The 19,320-nt window shown below is 65.5% G+C and carries 16 protein-coding genes; 12 read left to right on the plus strand and 4 right to left on the minus strand.

Going from position 1 to position 19,320, the window contains the following annotated elements; all coding sequences use genetic code 11:
- Positions 1 to 174 precede the first annotated feature (174 nt).
- The 9 genes from EV665_RS01995 to EV665_RS02035 all read left to right on the plus strand — a co-directional run bounded on the left by EV665_RS01995 (position 175) and on the right by EV665_RS02035 (position 11,786).
- Positions 175 to 1,068 carry an N-acetylmuramic acid 6-phosphate etherase gene (locus tag EV665_RS01995; protein ID WP_133032890.1) on the plus strand — a complete coding sequence of 298 codons (894 nt, stop codon included), beginning with the start codon at positions 175 to 177 and terminating at the stop codon, positions 1,066 to 1,068.
- Positions 1,069 to 1,112: 44 nt separating this feature from the next.
- A complete protein-coding gene (locus EV665_RS02000; protein WP_064330487.1) occupies positions 1,113 to 2,372 on the plus strand; it encodes an ABC transporter substrate-binding protein in 1,260 nt (419 codons plus the stop codon).
- 324 nt (positions 2,373 to 2,696) lie between these two features.
- On the plus strand, positions 2,697 to 3,647 hold the full coding sequence (locus EV665_RS02005; RefSeq protein ID WP_064330486.1) for a carbohydrate ABC transporter permease: 951 nt from the start codon (positions 2,697 to 2,699) through the stop codon (positions 3,645 to 3,647).
- A 15-nt stretch (positions 3,648 to 3,662) separates the two neighbouring features.
- On the plus strand, positions 3,663 to 4,502 hold the full coding sequence (locus EV665_RS02010; protein WP_064330485.1) for a carbohydrate ABC transporter permease: 840 nt from the start codon (positions 3,663 to 3,665) through the stop codon (positions 4,500 to 4,502).
- Positions 4,499 to 5,554 carry a Gfo/Idh/MocA family protein gene (locus tag EV665_RS02015; RefSeq protein WP_281048221.1) on the plus strand — a complete coding sequence of 352 codons (1,056 nt, stop codon included), beginning with the start codon at positions 4,499 to 4,501 and terminating at the stop codon, positions 5,552 to 5,554. Before EV665_RS02010 ends, EV665_RS02015 begins: the two co-directional genes overlap by 4 nt.
- A gap of 10 nt (positions 5,555 to 5,564) precedes the next feature.
- On the plus strand, positions 5,565 to 6,566 hold the full coding sequence (locus EV665_RS02020) for an ABC transporter ATP-binding protein (RefSeq protein ID WP_064330484.1): 1,002 nt from the start codon (positions 5,565 to 5,567) through the stop codon (positions 6,564 to 6,566).
- Positions 6,567 to 6,735: 169 nt separating this feature from the next.
- Positions 6,736 to 8,007 carry an efflux RND transporter periplasmic adaptor subunit gene (locus EV665_RS02025; protein WP_483475610.1) on the plus strand — a complete coding sequence of 424 codons (1,272 nt, stop codon included), beginning with the start codon at positions 6,736 to 6,738 and terminating at the stop codon, positions 8,005 to 8,007.
- 11 nt (positions 8,008 to 8,018) lie between these two features.
- Entirely contained in the window at positions 8,019 to 11,156 is a 3,138-nt protein-coding gene (locus EV665_RS02030) for an efflux RND transporter permease subunit (RefSeq protein ID WP_133032892.1), read from the plus strand.
- Positions 11,157 to 11,162: 6 nt separating this feature from the next.
- Entirely contained in the window at positions 11,163 to 11,786 is a 624-nt protein-coding gene (locus EV665_RS02035) for a TetR family transcriptional regulator (RefSeq protein ID WP_064330481.1), read from the plus strand.
- Here the strand turns inward: EV665_RS02035 and EV665_RS02040 are convergent.
- From EV665_RS02040 to EV665_RS02055, 4 genes are read right to left on the minus strand one after another with little or no spacing between them, the layout of a single operon-like run.
- Positions 11,778 to 12,020, minus strand: a complete 243-nt coding sequence (locus EV665_RS02040) for a hypothetical protein (protein ID WP_133032893.1) — start codon at positions 12,018 to 12,020, stop codon at positions 11,778 to 11,780. The two genes, EV665_RS02035 and EV665_RS02040, sit on opposite strands and share 9 nt — an antisense overlap.
- A gap of 1 nt (position 12,021) precedes the next feature.
- Entirely contained in the window at positions 12,022 to 13,245 is a 1,224-nt protein-coding gene (locus EV665_RS02045) for an aminomethyl transferase family protein (RefSeq protein ID WP_245507638.1), read from the minus strand.
- A 5-nt stretch (positions 13,246 to 13,250) separates the two neighbouring features.
- Positions 13,251 to 14,807, minus strand: a complete 1,557-nt coding sequence (locus EV665_RS02050; protein WP_133032895.1) for a phytoene desaturase family protein — start codon at positions 14,805 to 14,807, stop codon at positions 13,251 to 13,253.
- Complete coding sequence (locus EV665_RS02055) at positions 14,794 to 16,413, minus strand: phytoene desaturase family protein (protein WP_133032896.1); 1,620 nt, start codon at positions 16,411 to 16,413, stop codon at positions 14,794 to 14,796. The genes EV665_RS02050 and EV665_RS02055 overlap by 14 nt, the downstream gene beginning before the upstream one ends.
- 163 nt (positions 16,414 to 16,576) lie before the next feature.
- Between EV665_RS02055 and EV665_RS02060 the strand changes: the two genes are divergently transcribed.
- The 3 genes from EV665_RS02060 to EV665_RS02070 are packed head-to-tail and all read left to right on the plus strand — an operon-like array spanning position 16,577 to position 19,213.
- Positions 16,577 to 17,395, plus strand: a complete 819-nt coding sequence (locus tag EV665_RS02060; RefSeq protein WP_133032897.1) for a methyltransferase domain-containing protein — start codon at positions 16,577 to 16,579, stop codon at positions 17,393 to 17,395.
- Between the two features lie 41 nt (positions 17,396 to 17,436).
- Entirely contained in the window at positions 17,437 to 18,102 is a 666-nt protein-coding gene (locus tag EV665_RS02065) for a TetR family transcriptional regulator C-terminal domain-containing protein (protein ID WP_064332551.1), read from the plus strand.
- Between the two features lie 28 nt (positions 18,103 to 18,130).
- Complete coding sequence (locus EV665_RS02070; protein ID WP_133032898.1) at positions 18,131 to 19,213, plus strand: ABC transporter substrate-binding protein; 1,083 nt, start codon at positions 18,131 to 18,133, stop codon at positions 19,211 to 19,213.
- Positions 19,214 to 19,320: the final 107 nt, after the last annotated feature.

Raw genomic sequence — 19,320 nt, forward strand, 5'->3', positions numbered from 1 at the left:
CCAAAAAAATACCATTAACCAAGGGGTATGGTGGTATCGAAAATAAGCTTTCGTTCAAACTGCTGTTTTTAAATGATAAAAATGTTTGATACCAAAAAAGTGGTCTCAAAAATTAATTTCCTATGGACAATTGGTATTTTTTTGGCATTAATTCCGGCCAGAGGAGACACGGCGATGGCTGCAGGCAGGACAGAAGGCAGACACGATCAGGCAAGCGGGCTGGACGAACGTCAGCCCGTGGATGTGCTGAAAGTGCTTGCGGATGCCCAGAAGGCCGCGGCCGGCGCCGTCGATGCGGCGCTTGCCGATATCGCTGCTGCGGCCCGTCTTGCGGCCGATGCGCTTCTGTCCGGCGGACGCCTCGTCTATGTCGGTGCCGGCAGTTCCGGCCTGATGGCCATGGCCGACGCGCTCGAACTTCCCGGCACCTACGGCATTTCCCGCGATCGCATCGTCATCCTGCTCGCCGGCGGGGCCGCGAGCCTCGAAGACCTGGCGGGCGGCTATGAAGACGACCGCGCGCTTGCCGTCGGCGACGCCGCGGCGGCCGATATCGGCCCGCACGACTGCGTGGTCGCCGTTTCGGCGAGCGGCAGCACGCCCTATGCGCTGGCGATCGCATCCCATGCGAAGGAGAAGGGCGCCCGGGTCGTGGCGCTCGCCAACAATCCCGGCGCCGCGCTGTTCGAGGGCGCCGATGTTGCGATCCTGCTCGAAACGCCGCCGGAGGTCATCTCCGGTTCGACGCGCATGGGCGCCGGCACGGCGCAGAAGATCGCCTTCAACATGTTTTCCACGCTCGTCGGCGTGCATCTCGGCCATGTGCACGATGGCCACATGGTCAATCTCAAGGCCGACAACATCAAATTGAGAGGGCGTGCCTGCCGCATCGTCTCCGACATTTCCGGTGTCGGGCTCGACGAGGCGGAACGCCTCCTTCAGCGCTCCGAAGGCTCGGTCAAGACGGCCGTGCTGCTCGCTGCGGGGGCGCGGGATGCCGGCGCGGCGCAGGCGGCGCTGGACCGCTCGGGGCAGAGCCTCCGGCGCGCCCTGAAAGCCCTTGGATAAACTGGTCTCAAAACGCGCTGCGGCGCATAAAAGGGGAGAATGAAATGACACGCACCGCAATCAAAGGCCTGTTGCTCGCCACGAGCATCCTCGGCACGGCCGGGCTTGCCCAGGCGCAGGACGTCACGCTGACGGTCGAAAGCTGGCGTAACGACGACCTGTCCATCTGGCAGGAAAAGATCATCCCGGCCTTCGAAGCCAAGAATCCCGGCATCAAGGTCGTCTTCTCGCCGACCGCGCCGACCGAATACAACGCCGCGCTGAACGCCAAGCTCGACGCCGGCTCGGCCGGCGACCTCATCACCTGCCGTCCGTTCGACGCCTCGCTCGAACTCTTCAACAAGGGGCACCTTGCCGGCCTGAACGACCTGCCGGGCATGGAGAACTTCTCCGACGTCGCCAAGTCCGCCTGGACGACGGACGACGGCGCGACGACCTTCTGCGTGCCGATGGCCTCGGTCATCCACGGCTTCATCTACAACAAGGACGCCTTCGACCAGCTCGGCATCGCCGTTCCGGCGACGGAAGCCGAATTCTTCGCCGCCCTCGACAAGATCAAGGAAGAGGGCAGCTACATCCCGATGGCCATGGGCACGAAGGACCTCTGGGAAGCCGCGACCATGGGCTACCAGAACATCGGCCCGACCTACTGGAAGGGCGAGGAAGGCCGCAAGGCGCTGATCGCCGGCACGCAGAAGCTGACCGACGACGCCTGGGTCGAGCCCTACCGCGTTCTCGCCAAGTGGAAGGACTATCTCGGCGACGGCTTCGAAGCCCAAACCTATCCGGACAGCCAGAACCTCTTCACGCTCGGCCGCGCTGCCATCTACCCGGCCGGCTCGTGGGAAATCGGCCTGTTCAACACACAGGCGCAGTTCAAGATGGGCGCGTTCCCGCCGCCGGTGAAGAATGCCGGCGACACCTGCTACATCTCGGACCACAACGACATCGGCATCGGCCTCAACGCCAAGGGCGGCAATGCGGAGGCTGCCAAGACGTTCCTCAGCTTCGTCGCCTCGCCGGAATTCGCTGACATCTACGCCAACTCGCTGCCGGGCTTCTTCAGCCTGAATTCGACGGCCGTGAAGATGAACGACCCGCTGGCGCAGGAATTCGTCTCCTGGCGCGAGAAGTGCCAGCCGACGATCCGCTCGACCTACCAGATCCTGTCGCGCGGCACGCCGAACCTCGAAAACGAGACCTGGACCGAATCGGCCAACGTCATCAACGGCACAGACACGCCTGAGGTGGCCGGCGAGAAGCTCCAGAAGGGCCTCGATAGCTGGTACAAGCCGGCCAATTAAGACCGGGACAAATGGATGCGCGGGGAGGGGGATGCCCCTCACCCTAGCCCTCTCCCCGCAGGCAGGGAGAGGGGGACCGAGACGTTGCGGCAAGTCTCCTTCTCCCTGCTTGCGGGGAGAAGGTGGCCGGCAGGCCGGATGAGGGGCTGGGTGCCCCCGATCTTTCCGAAGGTGGAGAGGTCAGGACGCCGCAAGGCAAAATCGGGGAGCGACCCCGGCACTATCGTGTATGCTGAATTTGTCATGTGCGGCACAACCAGCCGCGCAACGCGTCCGTGCATGCGCGGACCCAACCAATAACAACCGGACGGGGCACGTTGGGCCATGAGCGACATACCTTCTTCCCATGAGGCAACAGGACCGATCAGGCGGCCAAGGCGCTGGCATATCGGCGTTTTCCTGCTGCCGGCCTTCATCGTTTATTCGGCGGTCATGATCCTGCCGCTCATCGAGACGCTGCGCCTGTCGCTGTTCAACACGGTGGACGGCCAGCCGGCCTTCGTCGGCCTCGGCAACTTCATGGTGCTGTTCGGCGACGAGCGCTGGGCGGCCGATTTCTGGAACGCGCTGAAGAACAACGTCATCTTCTTCATCATCCACATGCTGGTGCAGAACCCGATCGGGGTGGCGCTCGCGGCCATGTTGTCGATTCCGAAGCTGCGCTTTGCCGCCTTCTACCGCACGGCGATCTTCCTGCCGACGCTGCTCTCCTTCGTGATCGTCGGCTTCATCTGGAAGCTGATCCTCTCGCCGATCTGGGGCGTCTCGCCCTACCTGATGGATCTCGTCGGCCTGAAGTCCTTCTTCTCGCCCTGGCTCGGCAAGCCGGGTTCGGCGCTGATTGCCGTGTCGCTGATCTCGGTCTGGCAATATGTCGGCATCCCGATGATGCTGATCTATGCGGCGCTGCTCAACATCCCGGAAGAGGTGATCGAGGCGGCCGAATGCGACGGCGTCACCGGCTGGAGCCAGTTCTGGAAGATCAAGCTGCCGCTGATCCTGCCCGCCATCGGCATCATCTCGATCCTCACCTTCGTCGGCAACTTCAACGCGTTCGACCTCATCTACACCGTGCAGGGCGCATTGGCGGGGCCAGACAAGTCCACCGACATCCTCGGCACGCTGCTCTACCGCACCTTCTTCGGCTTCCAGCTCCAGCTCGGTGACCGCTCGATGGGCGCGACGATCGCGACAGTCATGTTCCTCATCATCCTCGCCGGCGTCTCGCTCTATCTCTTCGCCATTCAGCGGCGCATGCGTCGCTACCAGTTCTGATCGGGAGGGCCGGACATGTCCAAGGCACGCACTTCGCTGACCCGCACATCGCTCGTCCACCTGGCGCTGATCGGCTACGCGATCATCTCGGTCTTCCCGGTGTTCCTGACGCTCATCAACTCGATGAAGGACCGCAACGCCATCTTCCGCAACCCGATGCAGCTTCCGACGCCGGAGACCTTCGACCTCGTCGGCTATACGACGGTGCTGGGGCAGGGGGATTTCGCGACCTACTTCCAGAACAGCTTCATCGTCACGGTGGCCTCCATCGCGCTGGTGCTGCTGTTCGGCGCCATGGCCGCCTTCGCGCTCTCGGAATACCGCTTCCGCGGTAACACGCTGATGGGCCTCTACCTTGCCATCGGCATCATGATCCCGATCCGTCTCGGCACGGTGGCGATCCTGCAGGGCATGGTCGCGACGGGGCTCGTCAACACGCTGACGGCGCTGGTCCTCGTCTATACCGCGCAGGGCATCCCGCTCGCCGTCTTCATCCTCTCCGAGTTCATGCGGACCGTCTCCGACGACCTCAAGAATGCCGGGCGCATCGACGGCCTTTCGGAATATGCGATCTTCTTCCGCCTCGTCCTGCCGCTCGTGCGGCCGGCCATGGCGACGGTCGCGGTCTTCACCATGATCCCGATCTGGAACGACCTGTGGTTCCCGCTGATCCTGGCGCCGAGCGAGGCGACCAAGACGGTGACGCTGGGCTCGCAGATCTTCATCGGCCAGTTCGTTACCAACTGGAACGCAGTGCTCGCCGCGCTCTCGCTCGCGATCCTGCCCGTCCTCATCCTCTACTTCATCTTCTCGCGGCAACTGATCCGCGGCATCACCTCGGGAGCAGTCAAGTGAGTTCTGCCATTCGCGTTCTTTCCGCCGGCCTCGGCAATATGGGCCGCAGCCATGCGCTCGCCTATCATGAAAATCCGGGCTTTACGATCGTCGGGCTGGTCAACCGCTCGAAGGTTCCGGTTCCGGCCGGGCTCGAAGGCTACGAGATCCTGCCGTCCTTCCACGAGGCGCTGAAGGAGCTGAAGCCGGAGCTCTGCTCGATCAACACCTATTCGGACAGCCATGCCGAATATGCGATCGCCGCGATGGAAGCGGGCGCCCATGTCTTCGTGGAAAAGCCGCTGGCGACGACCGTGGCGGATGCCGAGCGGGTGGTGGCCTGCGCCAAGGCGAACGGCCGCAAGCTCGTCGTCGGCTACATCCTGCGCCACCATCCTTCCTGGATGCGGCTCATCGAGGAAGCGCGCAAGCTCGGCGGGCCCTACGTCTTCCGCATGAACCTGAACCAGCAGTCGAGCGGGCCGACCTGGGCGACCCACAAGGCGCTGATGCAGACGACGCCGCCGATCGTCGACTGCGGCGTGCACTATGTCGACGTGATGTGCCAGATCACCGACGCCAAACCCGTCGAGGTGCGCGGCATGGGCCTGCGCCTCTCCGACGAGATCGCGCCGGACATGTACAATTACGGCCATCTCCAGGTGCTCTTCGACGACGGTTCACTCGGCTGGTACGAGGCGGGCTGGGGGCCGATGATCTCGGAAACGGCTTTCTTCGTGAAGGACGTCATGTCGCCGAACGGCTCCGTCTCGATCGTCATGGATCCGAACGCCAAGTCGGACGACATCGACACCCACACCAAGACGGCGGTCATCCGCCTGCACAATGCGGCCACCGGCCCGGACGGCAGGTTCCTGTCGCCGGACGAGGACCTGAGGATGGCCGGGGAGCCCGGCCACCAGGAACTGTGCGACCGCGAGCAGGCCTATGTGCTGAAGGCGATACGCGAGGACATCGACCTCACGCGGCACATGGACGATGCGGTGCAGTCGCTGCGGATCTGCCTGGCGGCCGATGAAAGTGTCAGAACCGGTCAAACGGTCAAGCTTTAAGGGGATATCAGTGGGCTCTCTTCAACTCAAATCCGTACGCAAGTCCTTCGGCACTGTCGACGTGATCAAGGGCATCGACCTCGACGTGAAGGACGGCGAGTTCGTCATCTTCGTCGGCCCCTCGGGCTGCGGCAAGTCCACGCTGCTGCGCATCATCGCGGGCCTCGAGGATGCGACCTCCGGCTCGATCACCATCGACGGCGCGGAAGTCGTGACCGTGCCGCCGGCAAAGCGCGGCATCGCCATGGTGTTCCAGTCCTACGCGCTCTATCCGCACCTGACGGTCAAGGACAATATGGGCCTCGGCCTCAAGCAGGCGGGCGCCCCGAAGGACGAAATCGAAAAGCGCGTCGCCAAGGCCTCGGGCATGCTGTCGCTGGAAAAGTACCTCGCCCGTCGCCCGGCGGAACTGTCCGGCGGCCAGCGCCAGCGCGTCGCCATCGGCCGCGCCATCGTGCGCGAGCCGAAGCTGTTCCTGTTCGACGAGCCGCTTTCCAACCTCGATGCGGCGCTGCGCGTCAACACCCGCCTGGAGATCGCCCGGCTGCACCGCGAGCTGAAGGCCACCATGATCTACGTCACGCACGACCAGGTCGAGGCGATGACGCTGGCGGACAAGATCGTGGTGCTGGATGCGGGCGTCATCCAGCAGGTCGGCTCGCCGATGGAGCTCTACAACCGGCCGGCCAACCTCTTCGTCGCCGGCTTCATCGGCTCGCCAGGCATGAACTTCATCGACGCCGAGCGCCTCGGCATCTCCGATGCCAGGACCATCGGCGTGCGCCCGGAGCACATCACGCTGTCGCGCGAGAGCGGCGACTGGCAGGCGAAAGCCGTGCATGTCGAGCATCTGGGTGCGGACACGATCGTCTATCTCGAATCGGAAAAGGTCGGTGCCTTCACTGTCCGCCTGTTCGGGGAGCATCACTATCAGCCTGATGACGTGGTCTTTGCCACGCCGGCGGCGGACCAGATGCATCGCTTCGATGCAAATGGCCAAGCCATACGATGAGGCCCCTCATCACAATTCCGTGACTGGTGTCGCGCTGACGATTGTCAAAGATCGGAAACTAACATACAGCCTTGTTTGTATGTTGCGATGCGGTGGTCCTGCGATCACCGCATCTTCACGTTTTCAGCACCCTGCCGCGCTTCGGGCGGCACCGCTTATGGAAGAACCCATGCGTTTCACGAGACCGATTTCGATTGCGACCTTCGGCGCCCTTTTGATTCTCGCCGGCTGCCAGGACGAGCAGGCGGCGCAGGGCGGCTTTGCATTTCCGCCGCCGCAGGTGGCCGTCATCACCGTGAAGGCAGAGGATGTGCCGATCACCAACGACCTGCCGGGCCGCATCGCCGCGACCCGCACGGCGGAAGTCCGCCCGCGTGCGACCGGCATCGTCATCGAGCGCATCTTCGAGCAGGGCTCGCAGGTCAAGGAAGGCGACGTGCTCTACCGCATCGATCCCGCGCCGTTCCAGGTGCAGGTCGACAGCGCCGAGGCGACGCTGCGCCGTGCCCGGGCCGTTCAGGCCCAGGCGCGCAACACCGCCGAGCGCCAGGAGCAGTTGCGCAAGTCGAACGTCGCCTCCGTGCAGACCTATGACGATGCCGTCGCCCAGCTCGCGCAGGCGGATGCGGATGTCGCGATCGCCGAGGCGAGCCTTGCGACCGCGAAGCTCAATCTCGAATATACCGAGGTCAAGGCGCCGATCAGCGGCCGCATCGGCCGCGCGCTGATCACCGAGGGTGCGCTGGTTTCGGCCAACGGCACGGAAAACCTTGCGACGATCCAGCAGCTCGACCCTGTTTATGCCGACTTCACCCAGTCGGCGACCGATCTCATCCGCCTGCGCAAGGCGCTGCAGGACGGCGCCCTGATGGCCGACAACAATTCGGCCGACGTCAAGCTGGTGCTGGACGATGGTTCCGCCTATCCGCATTCGGGCAAGCTCTTGTTCTCCGAAGCCGCCGTCGACGAGACGACCGGCCAGGTGACGCTGCGCGGCGAGTTCCCGAACCCGGACGGCGACCTGCTTCCGGGCATGTATGTGCGCGTGCAGATCGAGCAGGGCATCGAGAAGAATGCCGTCATCGTGCCGCAGCAGGCCGTGCAGCGCGACAGCTCGGGCAGCGCGCTCGTCTATGTCGTCTCCGCCGACAACAAGGCCGGCACCCGCTCTGTGCGCGTCGGGCGGGCCATCGGCACGAACTGGGTCATTCCCGACGGCCTGAAGGACGGCGAGAAGATCATCGTCGAAGGTTTCCAGAAGGTTCAGCCGGGTGGCGAAGTCGTGCCGACCGAGTGGAACCCGAATGCGGGGGCGAAGGCCGACCAGCCGGCTGCCGAAGGTGGCGCGGCTGAGGCTGGCGATGCCGGCGCCGCGCAGACCGGCGAGGCCGGCACGGCGGAGGGCGGCGAGGATGCCGCCAAGGCCGAGCAGGCGAAGTGAGGATCTGAAGGATGCCCAGTTTTTTCATCGACAGGCCGATTTTCGCCTGGGTCGTCGCGATCTTCATCATGATCGCCGGCGCCATCTCCGTTCCCCTCCTGCCGATCGCGCAATATCCCGACGTCGCCCCGCCGCAGATCACGGTGTCGACGACCTATTCCGGCGCGTCCTCGCAGGACACCTACCAGAGCGTCACCAAGCTCATCGAGGATGAGCTGAACGGCGTCGAGGGCATGCTCTATTTCGAATCGACCTCGAGTGCCTCGGGTTCGGCCGAAATCAACATCACCTTCGCGCCGGGCACCGATCCGAGCCAGGCTTCGGTCGACGTGCAGAACCGCGTCAGCCGCGTCGAGCCGCGCCTGCCCGATTCCGTGCGCCGCCAGGGCGTGCAGGTGGAAGAGGCCGGTTCAGGCTTCCTCCTGATCGTCGCGCTGACCTCCACCGACGGCTCGATGGACGCCATCAGCCTCGGCGACTACGTCAACCGCAACGTCCTGTCGGAAATCCAGCGCGTGCCCGGCGTCGGCCGTGCGCAGCTTTTTGCCACGCAGCGCTCCATGCGCATCTGGCTCGATCCCGCCAAGATGCTCGGCCTCAACCTGACGGCTGCCGATGTCACCGCCGCCGTTCAGGCGCAGAACGCCCAGATCGCGGCCGGCAGCATCGGCGCGCAGCCGAACCCGATCACCCAGCAGATCGCGGCCCCCGTCAACATCAAGGGCCAGTTGACGACGCCGGAAGAGTTCGGCGCCATCGTGCTTCGCGCCAATGCGGACGGTTCGGCCGTGCGCCTGCGCGACGTCGCGCGCATCGAAGTGGGCGGCGAGACCTATTCGTTCTCGACGCGCCTCAACGGCCAGCCTTCGGCCGCCGTCGCCGTGCAGCTTTCGCCGACCGGCAACGCCATGGCGACCTCCGAGGCGATCAAGGCCCGCATGGACGAGCTTGCGCAGTTCTTCCCGCCGGGCCTCGAATATTCGACGCCCTATGACACCTCGCCCTTCGTCAAGGTGTCGATCGAGAAGGTGCTGCACACGCTGCTCGAAGCCGTCGGCCTCGTCTTCCTCGTGATGTTCCTGTTCCTGCAGAACATCCGCTACACCATCATCCCGACGCTCGTCGTCCCGGTCGCGCTGCTCGGCACCTGTGCCGTCATGCTCGCCATGGGTTTCTCGATCAACGTGCTCACCATGTTCGCCATGGTGCTCGCCATCGGCATCCTCGTCGACGATGCGATCATCGTCGTGGAGAACGTCGAGCGCATCATGTCGGAAGAGGGCCTGCCGCCGAAGGAGGCGACCCGCAAGGCGATGAAGCAGATCACCGGCGCCGTCATCGGCATCACGCTGGTGCTCGCCTCGGTGTTCATTCCGATGGGCTTCTTCCCGGGCGCGGTCGGCGTCATCTACCAGCAGTTCTCGCTGACGATGGTCGTGTCGATCCTGTTCTCGGCCTTCCTCGCGCTGTCGCTGACGCCGGCGCTGGCCGGCAGCTTCCTGAAGCAGGTTCCCAAGGGCCATCATCACACCAAGCGCGGCTTCTTCGGCTGGTTCAACCGCGGCTTCGACCGCTCGTCGAAAGGCTATAGCCGCAGCGTCGGCTGGCTGGTGCACCGGGCGGGCCGCTTCATGGTGATCTACCTCGCGATCCTCGCGGGCCTCGGCTACCTGTTCGTGAAGCTGCCGTCGTCGTTCCTGCCGGACGAGGACCAGGGCTTCGCCATCGTCATGATGCAGCTCCCCTCCGAGGCGACGGGCCACCGGACCGACGAGGTTCTGACCCAGGTCGAGAAGATCTTCGGCCAGGAGCCCGCCGTCAACACGATCGTCGGTATCAACGGCTTCTCCTTCTTCGGTTCGGGGCAGAATGCGGGCCTTGCCTTCGTGACGCTGAAGGACTGGAGCGAGCGTGGGCCGGAGAATTCGGCACAGGCGATCGCCGGGCGGGCCAGCATGGCCATGAGCCAGATCAAGGATGCGATCAGCTTCGCGCTGTCGCCGCCGCCGATCCAGGGCCTCGGCACGACGGGCGGCTTCTCGTTCCGCCTGCAGGACCGTGGCGGCCTCGGCCAGCAGGCGCTGTCGGCCGCGAGCGCCCAGCTCCTCGGCCTTGCCGCCCAGAGCAATGTCGTGGCGGGCGTGCGCGTCGAAGGCATGCCGGATGCGGCCCAGGTCAATGTCACGATCGACCGCGAGAAGGCCAACACCTTCGGCGTGACCTTCGCCGACATCAACACGACGATCTCGACCAATCTCGGCTCGACCTATGTCAACGACTTCCCGAATGCCGGGCGCATGCAGCGCGTGACGGTCCAGGCGGACCAGAACGAACGCATGCAGGTGGCCGACCTCATGAAGCTCAATGTCCGGAACGCGTCGGGCGGCATGGTGCCGATCTCCGCCTTCGCGACCGCGGAGTGGACGATGGCGCCGACGCAGACCGTCGGCTACAACGGCTACCCGTCCGTCCGCTTCAGCGGCGATACGAAGCCGGGCTTCTCGTCCGGTGACGCGATCGCGGAAATGCAGCGGCTCGCCGCCCAGCTTCCGCCGGGCTTCGGCTATGAGTGGACGGGCCAGTCTCTGCAGGAGATCCAGTCCGGTTCGCAGGCGCCGATCCTCGTCGGCCTGTCGATCCTGCTGGTCTTCCTGTGCCTTGCGGCGCTCTACGAAAGCTGGTCGATCCCGTTCGCGGTCATCCTCGTCGTGCCGCTCGGCGTCATCGGCGCGGTCATCGCAGTCACCCTGCGCGACATGTCGAACGACGTCTACTTCAAGGTGGGCCTGATCGCGATCATCGGCCTTTCGGCGAAGAACGCGATCCTGATCATCGAGTTCGCCAAGGAACTGATGGAGGACGGCAAGTCGCTGATCGAGGCGACGATCGAGGCCTGCCACCTGCGCTTCCGCCCGATCCTGATGACCTCGCTCGCCTTCACGCTCGGCGTTCTGCCGCTCGCGATCGCCACGGGCGCAAGCTCGGGCAGCCAGCGCGCCATCGGCACCGGCGTGATGGGCGGCATGATCACGGCCACGGTGCTCGCCATCTTCTTCGTGCCCATCTTCTTCGTCTTCGTGATGAAGCTGTTCGGCTACGGCAAGAAGAAGAAGGAGGAGGCGGCTCCGGCGGCAAGCCCGGCGGAGTAGGCCGCCATGCGCCGGACCAAGGCCGAGGCCGAGGAAACCCGCCAGCAGATCCTGCTGGCGGCGGAGAAGGTCTTCTACGAAAAGGGTGTCGCCCACGCCTCCATGGCGGATGTGGCGCGCGCCGCGGGGGTCACCCGCGGCGCCATCTACTGGCACTTCGCCAACCGGGCGGATCTCGTGCTGGAACTCTACAATTCACTGCCCATGCCGCAGGAAGAGCTGATCGCCCGCGAGCTGGAGGCGGAGAACGCCGACGTCTTCGCCGTTCTGGAGCGGGTCGGACGGGAATGGCTCGAACTGCTCGCCACGGACGAACACCGCCAGCGCATCCTGTCGATCCTCCTGCGTTGCGATACGTCGGGCGAATTCGCCGCCATCTCGGAGCGTCAGAACGACATCAACGATGAGCACATGCAGGCGCTGGAAGCCGCGTTCGCCAAGGCGCAGGGGCAGGGCAAGCTCTGCGCCTGCTGGACGCCGCGGTCCGCCGCTTCCATGCTGCGCTGGGTCATCAAGGGCCTGTGTTCGGAGTGGCTGTTGTTCGGGCGGCGGTTCGACATCGCGATCGAAGGCAAGGAGGCGCTGCGGCGCCTGTTCCGCACCTACGCCTCCCACGTTCCGTCACTCTGACCGATAGGCCTTGAGCCGCGCGATCCATTCCGCGCCGATCTGCCAGCGCTTGAGCACCGAGACGGGATCCTCCGCATCGAGCCGCGAGCAGATGCGGTAGACCTCCAGCACGTCAGGCGCCATCTCGCCGCGCTGGCAGAAATACATGGCCGCCGCATAGCGCGCGCGCCCGGACCATTCGGCGCCGGGCGGCATGGTGATGATCTCCCAGTTGCGGCGGGTCTCCTCGTCCATGTCAGGCGAGGCCAGGCGGGCTCGCCGTGCGCCGGGCGAGCCTGACGAAGGGGCGCGGCACGATCTTCGCCCGTTTCATCAGCTTCTGGTATTTCAGCTCCCGCATCGCATAGATCTCCACCCAGAGGTCCTCCGTGAACTTCGATCCGTAGGGCCGTTCGAGGCTGGCGATGGCGATGTTGCGCTTGGCCGTCGGCGACCAGATCGCGGCGGTGACGAGGCCCGCCTCGTGCTTTTTCCGATGATAGACGATGGCATGCTCGGCGGGAATATTCCCTTCGATTTCAAGGCCGACGAGGATGTGCTTGAGAGATTGATTCCGCCGCGCGTCGAGGATCGCCCGGCGTCCGTTGAAATTCGGCTTGTCCGGATCGACCAGCCAGTCGAGGCCGATCTCGTCGGGCATGCGCACCCGGTCGGCGCGCAGCGCTCCCTCGGCGGTGACGAAATCCGTATTGGCGACGATGAAGCCGGCCTCGATGCGTGCCTCATTGAGCGCGCCGTAGCCGATGGCGCGGATCGTGTGCGGCTCGCCGGCGCGCCACAGCCGGTCCCACAGCGAGAGCGCCCTGGCGCGGGGCACGAAGAGTTCGTAGCCGAGATCGCCGGTGAAGCCGGTGCGCGAGATGGTCACCGCGCCGTCCTCGTGCGGGAAGGTGCCGATATGGAAGGGTTTCAACGCCTCCACGCCGGCAAACCCGGCATCGCGCAGCACCGCGTAGCTCGTCGGCCCCTGCAGGGCGAGGCCGGCGATCTCCTCCGTCTCCTCGTGGATGTCGACCGCAAAGCCGAAGGCGCTGTCGAGGAGCCAGGGCAGGTGGCGTTCCTGGCAGCAAAGGCGGAATTCGTTTTCGCCGAGGCGGAAGAGCGTGCCGTCGTCCAGCACATGGCCGTGGTCGTCGCACCAGGCGGTGTAGTGCACGCGGTTCACGCCGAGCTTGCGCACGTCTCGCAGGGTCAGCCGGTTGAGGTAGCGCCCGGCATCCGGGCCGGTTATGCGGTACTTCACCATCGGCGATATGTCGAAGAGGGCGGCGGTGGAGCGGATGGCGAAATATTCGAGCTCGCCGTCGAACAGCGCATGCGGCGCCTTGTAGCCGGCCCAGTTGTACCAGTCGTTGACCTCGCTCAGCGCGATCAGGCGGTCATGGAACGGGCTTTCCAGCCGCGGCGCGAGGATATGGTTGCGGGCGGCGCGGCGCAGGTCCGCGGCGGATTTCGTCATGGCGTTCATGCGCTCGCTCCCGAAAGGATGTGGCGGGCCGCGTTCCAGCCCGGCAGGCCGGAAATGCCGCCGCCCGGATGCGCGCCGGCGCTCGCGAGATAAAGGCCTTCGATCGGCGTGCGGTAGCCGGAGGCGGCGCTGGTCGGTCGGTTGACGAGGAGCTGGTCGGCCTGCAGCTCGCCGTGATGCCAGTGGCCGCCGGGCAGGTTGTATTCCGCCTCGATATCGACCGGCGTCATCAGGCTGGCCGCGACCACGGACTTTTCGAGGCCGGGCGCATGGCGCTCCAGCGTGTCGAGCACGATCTTGAGGAAGGCCGGCTTGCCGCTCTCCCAGCCTGCCTTGAGGCGATAGGGCGCATATTGCACGAGCGCCGAGAGCGTGCAGGCGCCGCCAGGGGACAATGACGGGTCGGTAAGGCTCGGCAACGTCACCTCCATGACGGGATCGCTGGAGAATTCGCCGTATTTCGCCGGGTTGAAGGCCTCCTCGACCTGCTCCATCGAGCGCACCAGCACGATGCGCCCGCCGCGGGCTTCCGCCGGCAGGCCGGTGAAATCCGGGACGCGGTCGAGCGCGAGGTCGAGCTTGGCGACATTGCCGTGGCTGCGCACGTTCTTGACCGAGCGCACGAAGCCGGTGCCGCTTTCGGCGGGATCGACGAGGTGGAGGAAGGTCGTCTGCGGGTGGATCGCCGAGACGATGACGGGGGCGGTGATCTCCGTGCCGTCGCCGAGAACGACGCCGCTCGCCCGGCCGCGATCGGCGAGGATGCGGCCGACGGGCGTGCCGCAGCGCAGGGTGACGCCGGCCTTTTCCGCGGCGCGCAGGAAGGCGGGCGCGACGCGCGCCATGCCGCCCGCCGGCACGAACTGGCCGCCGGCCTTGCCCGCGACCTCGCCGGTCAGGCGATAGTAGAGGCCGAGCAGGGAGGTCGGCGAGCGGGGACCGAGATGGATGCCGAGCGTCGCATCGAAGGCGAGGAGGCCTTTCAGCCGGTCGTCCGAAAGATATTCGTCGGCGACGTCGGCGACGTTCATCAGCAGCATGCGCAGGAAATCGCGGCCCTCGCCGCGCCCCTTGCGGATGAGGCCGAAGCCGGCGGAAGCGAAGGTGGAGAGGTCGCCGAGCGAGAGCGCGCCGATCTGCGGCGGGGGGCGGCGGAGGAACCGCTTCAGGATGCCCGCCTGGAAGACCAGCTTCCTGCGCAGCGCCGCGAAGGCCTCCGCCTCCTCGGGCGAGACGCCGTCGATGCGCTCGCCATAGGCGCCGTGCAGCACGGCGGCCTTTCCCGAGCCGTCGAGAACCGTGGTCGGCAGCAAGGTGTCCGTGCCGGCAAGGTCGAGGCCGATGTCGCGCGCCACGTCCGCATCGAGCCGGTTGACGAGATGGGCAAGGCCGGCGGAGCGGAAGCCGGGCGCGAATTCGCGGCCGCGCGTCGCCCCGCCCGGTTCGCTTGCTGCTTCCAGCACCAGGACCTTGCGGCCGCCCTTGGCGAGGCGCGTGGCGGCGGCAAGGCCGTTGTGGCCGGCGCCGATCACGATGGCATCAAATGACGTCATGGGCTTTGCTCATCTGTTCGGGGGAACGCTTCAGGTCGCGCAGGATCTCGGCGGCGGCGTTGCGGCCGGGCGCGCCCATCACCCCGCCGCCCGGATGGGTGGAGGAGCCGCACATGTAGAGGCCGGATATCGGGCTGCGGTACTGGGCGTAGCCGGGCACGGGCCGGTTGAAGAGCAACTGGTCGAAGGTGAGCTCGCCCTGGAAGATGTTGCCTTCCGTCAGGCCGACCTCGTTCTCGATCTCGCGCGGCGTGCGCACCTCCATATGCACGATGCGCTCTCGGAAGCCCGGCGAATAGTCCGCGATCTGGCCGATCACCGTCTCGGCGAAGGCGTCGCGGTCGGCATCCGTCCAGTCGCGGCCCTGAAGTTTTGGCGGGCAGTACTGGACGAAGCAGCTCATGAAGTGCTTTCCTGGCGAGGCCATGGTCGGGTCGAGCGTCGTCGGGATCACCATGTCGAGGAAGGGATCGGCCGACCAGCGCCCCGCCTTCCAGTCGTCATAGGCGCGCTCCATGCGCTCGATCGAATCGGTGAAATGCATGTCGCCGCGTATGCAGGAGGAGCCTTCCGGCAGGGCCGGGAACTCCGGCAGGCTGTCGAGCGCGATGTTCACCTTGCCGGAGGAGCCGCGCATCTTGAAATGCCTGACCCGGTGGACGAAGTCGCCGGGCAGGGTGTCCTCGTCGACGAGCTTGAGGAAGGTGCGCTTCACGTCGGCATTCGAGACGACGAGGTCGGCGCGCACCTCGTCGCCGTTGGCGAGCACGACGCCGGTGGTGCGGCCGCCGCGGGTGAGAATTTTGGAGACCTCGGCGTCGGTGCGGATCGTGCCGCCGGCGGCCTCGAAGGAGCGGGCGAGGGCCTGCGTCACCGCGCCCATGCCGCCGCGCGCATAGCCCCAGGCGCCGACGGAGCCGTCCACCTCGCCCATGTAGTGGTGCAGCAGGACATAGGCGGTGCCGGGCGACATGGGGCCGAGCGCGGTGCCGATGATGCCCGAGAGCGCGAGATAGGCCTTGATGACGTCGGTCTCGAAATATTCGTCGAGGAAGTCGGAGATCGACATGGTCCAGAAGCGCAGCGTCTCGGCCATTTCCTGCGGGCTGAACTCGCCGAACTTCTTGGCGAGATAGAGGAATTCGGAAATGTCGCGTGGGCGAAAACCGAAGGGATCCGGCGCGGTGCGCATCAGGAGCGGCTGGATGAAGCGGCACTGGCGCGTCACGTCGCGGGCGTAGCGCTCGTAGGCCTCGGCGTCGCGTTTCGAATAGCGCGCGAATTCGCGGCGGTGGCTGTCGTGGTCACGGTAGGAGGCGAGGTAGTCGCCGTCGCGGGTGAAGACCGCGCCGCCCTCGTAGGCGATGACCTGGAGGCCGTGTTTCGGCAGTTCCAGGTCGCGCATGATCTCCGGCCGGAAGAGGGAGCAGACATAGGAACAGTTGGAGTAGAGGAAGCCCGGGGTCAGTTCGCGGCTCGTCGCAGCCCCGCCGACCCAGCCGTTCTTTTCGAGCACCGCGACGTTCAGGCCGGAGCGCTGGAGATAACAGGCGGTAACCAGCCCGTTATGGCCGCCGCCGACGATCAGGGCATCGTACTTTTGCATTATTGATGTCTCCCTTGTTTCTAAAAGCTGCATCAAAAGCAAAATGTTGTCCAGATATTCTGAATGATCATTCAGCAAGTATCTTGCAATCGCCTGATTATGCGCTAGAATTTCGGCCAGGGAAAAAGCGCGCCGGCCATGCGGCCGAAGGGTGACGGAGGCCATGACGGCAACAGGCAGGGACGGTGCGGCGGCGGAGCCGGAATATGACGAGGCGGCGATCCGCTTCCTCGCGGTCCTGTGGGGCGAGGGTTATCTTTCGCCGGGCGGCCCGGCGGAGGTCGATCGCGTCCTTGCGGGCGTCGACCTCAAGGGCCGGCGTGTCCTCGATTTCGGCTGCGGGGCCGGCGGCATCACGCTGCATATCGCAAGGACGCATGGTCCGGCCGAGATCGTCGGCTACGACGTGGAGCAGCCGGTCATCGACCGGGCGCGGGCGGCGGCGGCCAAAGCAGGGCTTTCCGCGGTCGCACGTTTCGTCTCCAGTCCTCCGGGCCGCCTGCCGTTCGACGATAATGAATTCGACGTCGTCTTCTCCAAGGATGCGATGATCCATGTGCCGGACAAGGAGGCGCTGTTCGCCGAGCTTTACCGCGTGCTGAAGCCGGGCGGCGTTCTGGCCGCGTCCGACTGGCTGATCGGCCATGACGGCGCGCCGAGCCCGGACATGCAGGACTACATCGCCGCCGAAGGGCTGAGCTTCGGCATGGCCTCGCCGCGCCGCTATCTTGAGGCCATGGCGGCGGCGGGCTTTGCCGATGGCAGGGTGGAGAGCCGCAATGCCTGGTATCGCGAGGTGGCGCGCGGCGAGCTGGCGCGGCTCAAGGGGCCGCTCCATGCCGAGGCGGTGGCGGCGGTCGGCGAAGCCTATGTCGCCAAGAACATCCGCACCTGGACGGCCATGCAGAAGGTTCTTGACAGCGGGGAGCATTGTCCGGCTCATCTGCGCGGCATCAAGCCGGCCGCGGGAGTTCGCCCGTGACCGTGACGATGCGCAATCCCAAAGGCAAGGTGGCGGTGAAGATGCGGGCAGGCGGGGCTGAACAGGGCTCGGGCGACGGCGAGAAGCGGGGGCGCAAGGCCTCCAAGGAGACGCGGCGGCAGCAGCTCGTCGAGGCGACGATCGATTCGCTCGCCAGGCGCGGCTATTCCGACACGACGCTCGCGGACGTCGCGGACGGTGCCGGCCTTTCGCGCGGCATCGTCAACTTCCATTTCGAGAGCAAGGAAAACCTGCTCATCGCCACGCTGCAGTTCATGTCCGAGGAATATGCGGACCACTGGAACGCGGCGCTGGAAAAGGCCGGCCCGAGCGCGGCGAGCCGCGTCTGGGCCCTCGTGCATGCGGATTTCGACCGCAAGATCTGCACCAAGCGCAAGCTTGCCGCCTGGTGCGCCTTCTGGGGCGAGGCCAAGTCGCGGCCGACCTACCAGGCGCTGTGCGGCGCGCGTGACGTGAAGTACCAGGAGACCGTGATCTCGCTCTGCGCCGCGCTGAAGGCGGAGGGCGGCTATGCCTACGAGCCGGAGCCGATGGCGCTCTCGCTCTGCGCCATGCTGGAGGGCCTGTGGCTGCGCCTGATGATGGGCGACGGCACCACGCGGGAAAAGGCGCTGGAGGCGGCCATCGCCTTCGTCGTCGCGATCTTCCCGAAGCATCTCACCTTGCAAGGACCACAATCACAATAGGGAACCCGAAACGGGGAAGGAGTACGGCATGAAGACTGCACACACGGCCAGGCGCACCACACTGGCGGCATTGGCCGCCTTCCTCGCCTTCGGAACCGCCCTTCCAGCCTTTTCCGCCGATACGCTCACCGTCTTCGACTGGTCCGGCTACGAGGACCCCGCCTTCCACCCCGCTTACACGGAAAAGCACGGCAACTCGCCGGATTTCTCGTTCTTCGGCGACGAGGAGGAGGCCTTCCAGAAGCTGCGCTCCGGCTTCAAGGCCGATGTCGCGCATCCCTGCGCGCAAAGCATCGTCAAATGGCGCGAGGCCGGGCTGCTGGAGCCGCTCGACACCGCCAGGCTGGCCGCGTGGAACGATATCCTGCCGGCCTTCAAGGACATGAAGAACCTGATGACCTCGGACGACGGAACGGCCTGGTTCCTGCCCTTCGAATGGGGCAACACGGTGCTGACCTACCGCACCGACACGGTGAAGCCGGAAGAAATCGCCTCGCTCAGGGCCTTTGCCGATCCGAAGTTCAAGGATCGCGTCTCGATCGGCGACAATGTCGACGACGCCTATGCGCTGGCGAGCCTTGCCATCGGCGTCAAGGACTGGGCGAGCCTGACGGACGCGCAGTTCGAGGAGGCTTCCGCCTTCCTGCGCGAGGTGCACAAGAACGTGCGGCTCTACTGGACGGACAATACCGACCTCAGCCAGGCGCTGGCGAGCGGCGAGGTCGATCTCGCCTGGGCCTGGAACGAGACGGCGACGACGCTGCAGGCCGAAAGCCAGCCGGTCGCCATCAAGAAGGACACCAAGGAGGGACTGTCCACCTGGGTCTGCGGCTATTCGCGGCTGAAGGGCGGCGAAGGCAGCCTCGACCTTGCCTATGACTACCTCAACGCCGTCACCGATCCGGCCGTCGCGGCCTACATGGTCGAAAGCTGGGGCTACGGCCATTCCAACGCCAAGGGCATGGCCGCCGTCGACCCGAAGATCCTCGCCGACAAGGGCTATGCGGATGTCGAGGCCTTCGTCGCCAACACCCTGTTCCAGGCGCCGATCCCGACGGAGCTGCGGCAGAAGATGATCGCGGAGTTCGAGAAGATCAAATCGGGGTATTGAGAGGGCGGCTGCCCCTCATCCGGCCTGCCGGCCACCTTCTCCCCGCAGGCGGGGAGAAGGGACATTGCCGCAGGGTTTTCCCTCTATCATCGCAAAAGCGTCACCAC

It is taken from the genome of Shinella granuli (assembly GCF_004341885.1).
GTDB lineage: Bacteria > Pseudomonadota > Alphaproteobacteria > Rhizobiales > Rhizobiaceae > Shinella > Shinella granuli.

Bases quoted from the DNA above. Each gene is read 5' to 3' on its own strand.
- EV665_RS02025 (WP_483475610.1), top strand. From the start codon at position 6,736: ATGCGTTTCACGAGACCGATTTCGATTGCGACCTTCGGCGCCCTTTTG.
- EV665_RS02055 (WP_133032896.1), bottom strand. From the start codon at position 16,413: ATGCAAAAGTACGATGCCCTGATCGTCGGCGGCGGCCATAACGGGCTG.
- EV665_RS02010 (WP_064330485.1), top strand. From the start codon at position 3,663: ATGTCCAAGGCACGCACTTCGCTGACCCGCACATCGCTCGTCCACCTG.
- EV665_RS01995 (WP_133032890.1), top strand. From the start codon at position 175: ATGGCTGCAGGCAGGACAGAAGGCAGACACGATCAGGCAAGCGGGCTG.
- EV665_RS02030 (WP_133032892.1), top strand. From the start codon at position 8,019: ATGCCCAGTTTTTTCATCGACAGGCCGATTTTCGCCTGGGTCGTCGCG.
- EV665_RS02005 (WP_064330486.1), top strand. From the start codon at position 2,697: ATGAGCGACATACCTTCTTCCCATGAGGCAACAGGACCGATCAGGCGG.
- EV665_RS02065 (WP_064332551.1), top strand. From the start codon at position 17,437: ATGCGGGCAGGCGGGGCTGAACAGGGCTCGGGCGACGGCGAGAAGCGG.
- EV665_RS02070 (WP_133032898.1), top strand. From the start codon at position 18,131: ATGAAGACTGCACACACGGCCAGGCGCACCACACTGGCGGCATTGGCC.
- EV665_RS02060 (WP_133032897.1), top strand. From the start codon at position 16,577: ATGACGGCAACAGGCAGGGACGGTGCGGCGGCGGAGCCGGAATATGAC.
- EV665_RS02045 (WP_245507638.1), bottom strand. From the start codon at position 13,245: ATGACGAAATCCGCCGCGGACCTGCGCCGCGCCGCCCGCAACCATATC.
- EV665_RS02050 (WP_133032895.1), bottom strand. From the start codon at position 14,807: ATGACGTCATTTGATGCCATCGTGATCGGCGCCGGCCACAACGGCCTT.
- EV665_RS02040 (WP_133032893.1), bottom strand. From the start codon at position 12,020: ATGGACGAGGAGACCCGCCGCAACTGGGAGATCATCACCATGCCGCCC.
- EV665_RS02035 (WP_064330481.1), top strand. From the start codon at position 11,163: ATGCGCCGGACCAAGGCCGAGGCCGAGGAAACCCGCCAGCAGATCCTG.
- EV665_RS02000 (WP_064330487.1), top strand. From the start codon at position 1,113: ATGACACGCACCGCAATCAAAGGCCTGTTGCTCGCCACGAGCATCCTC.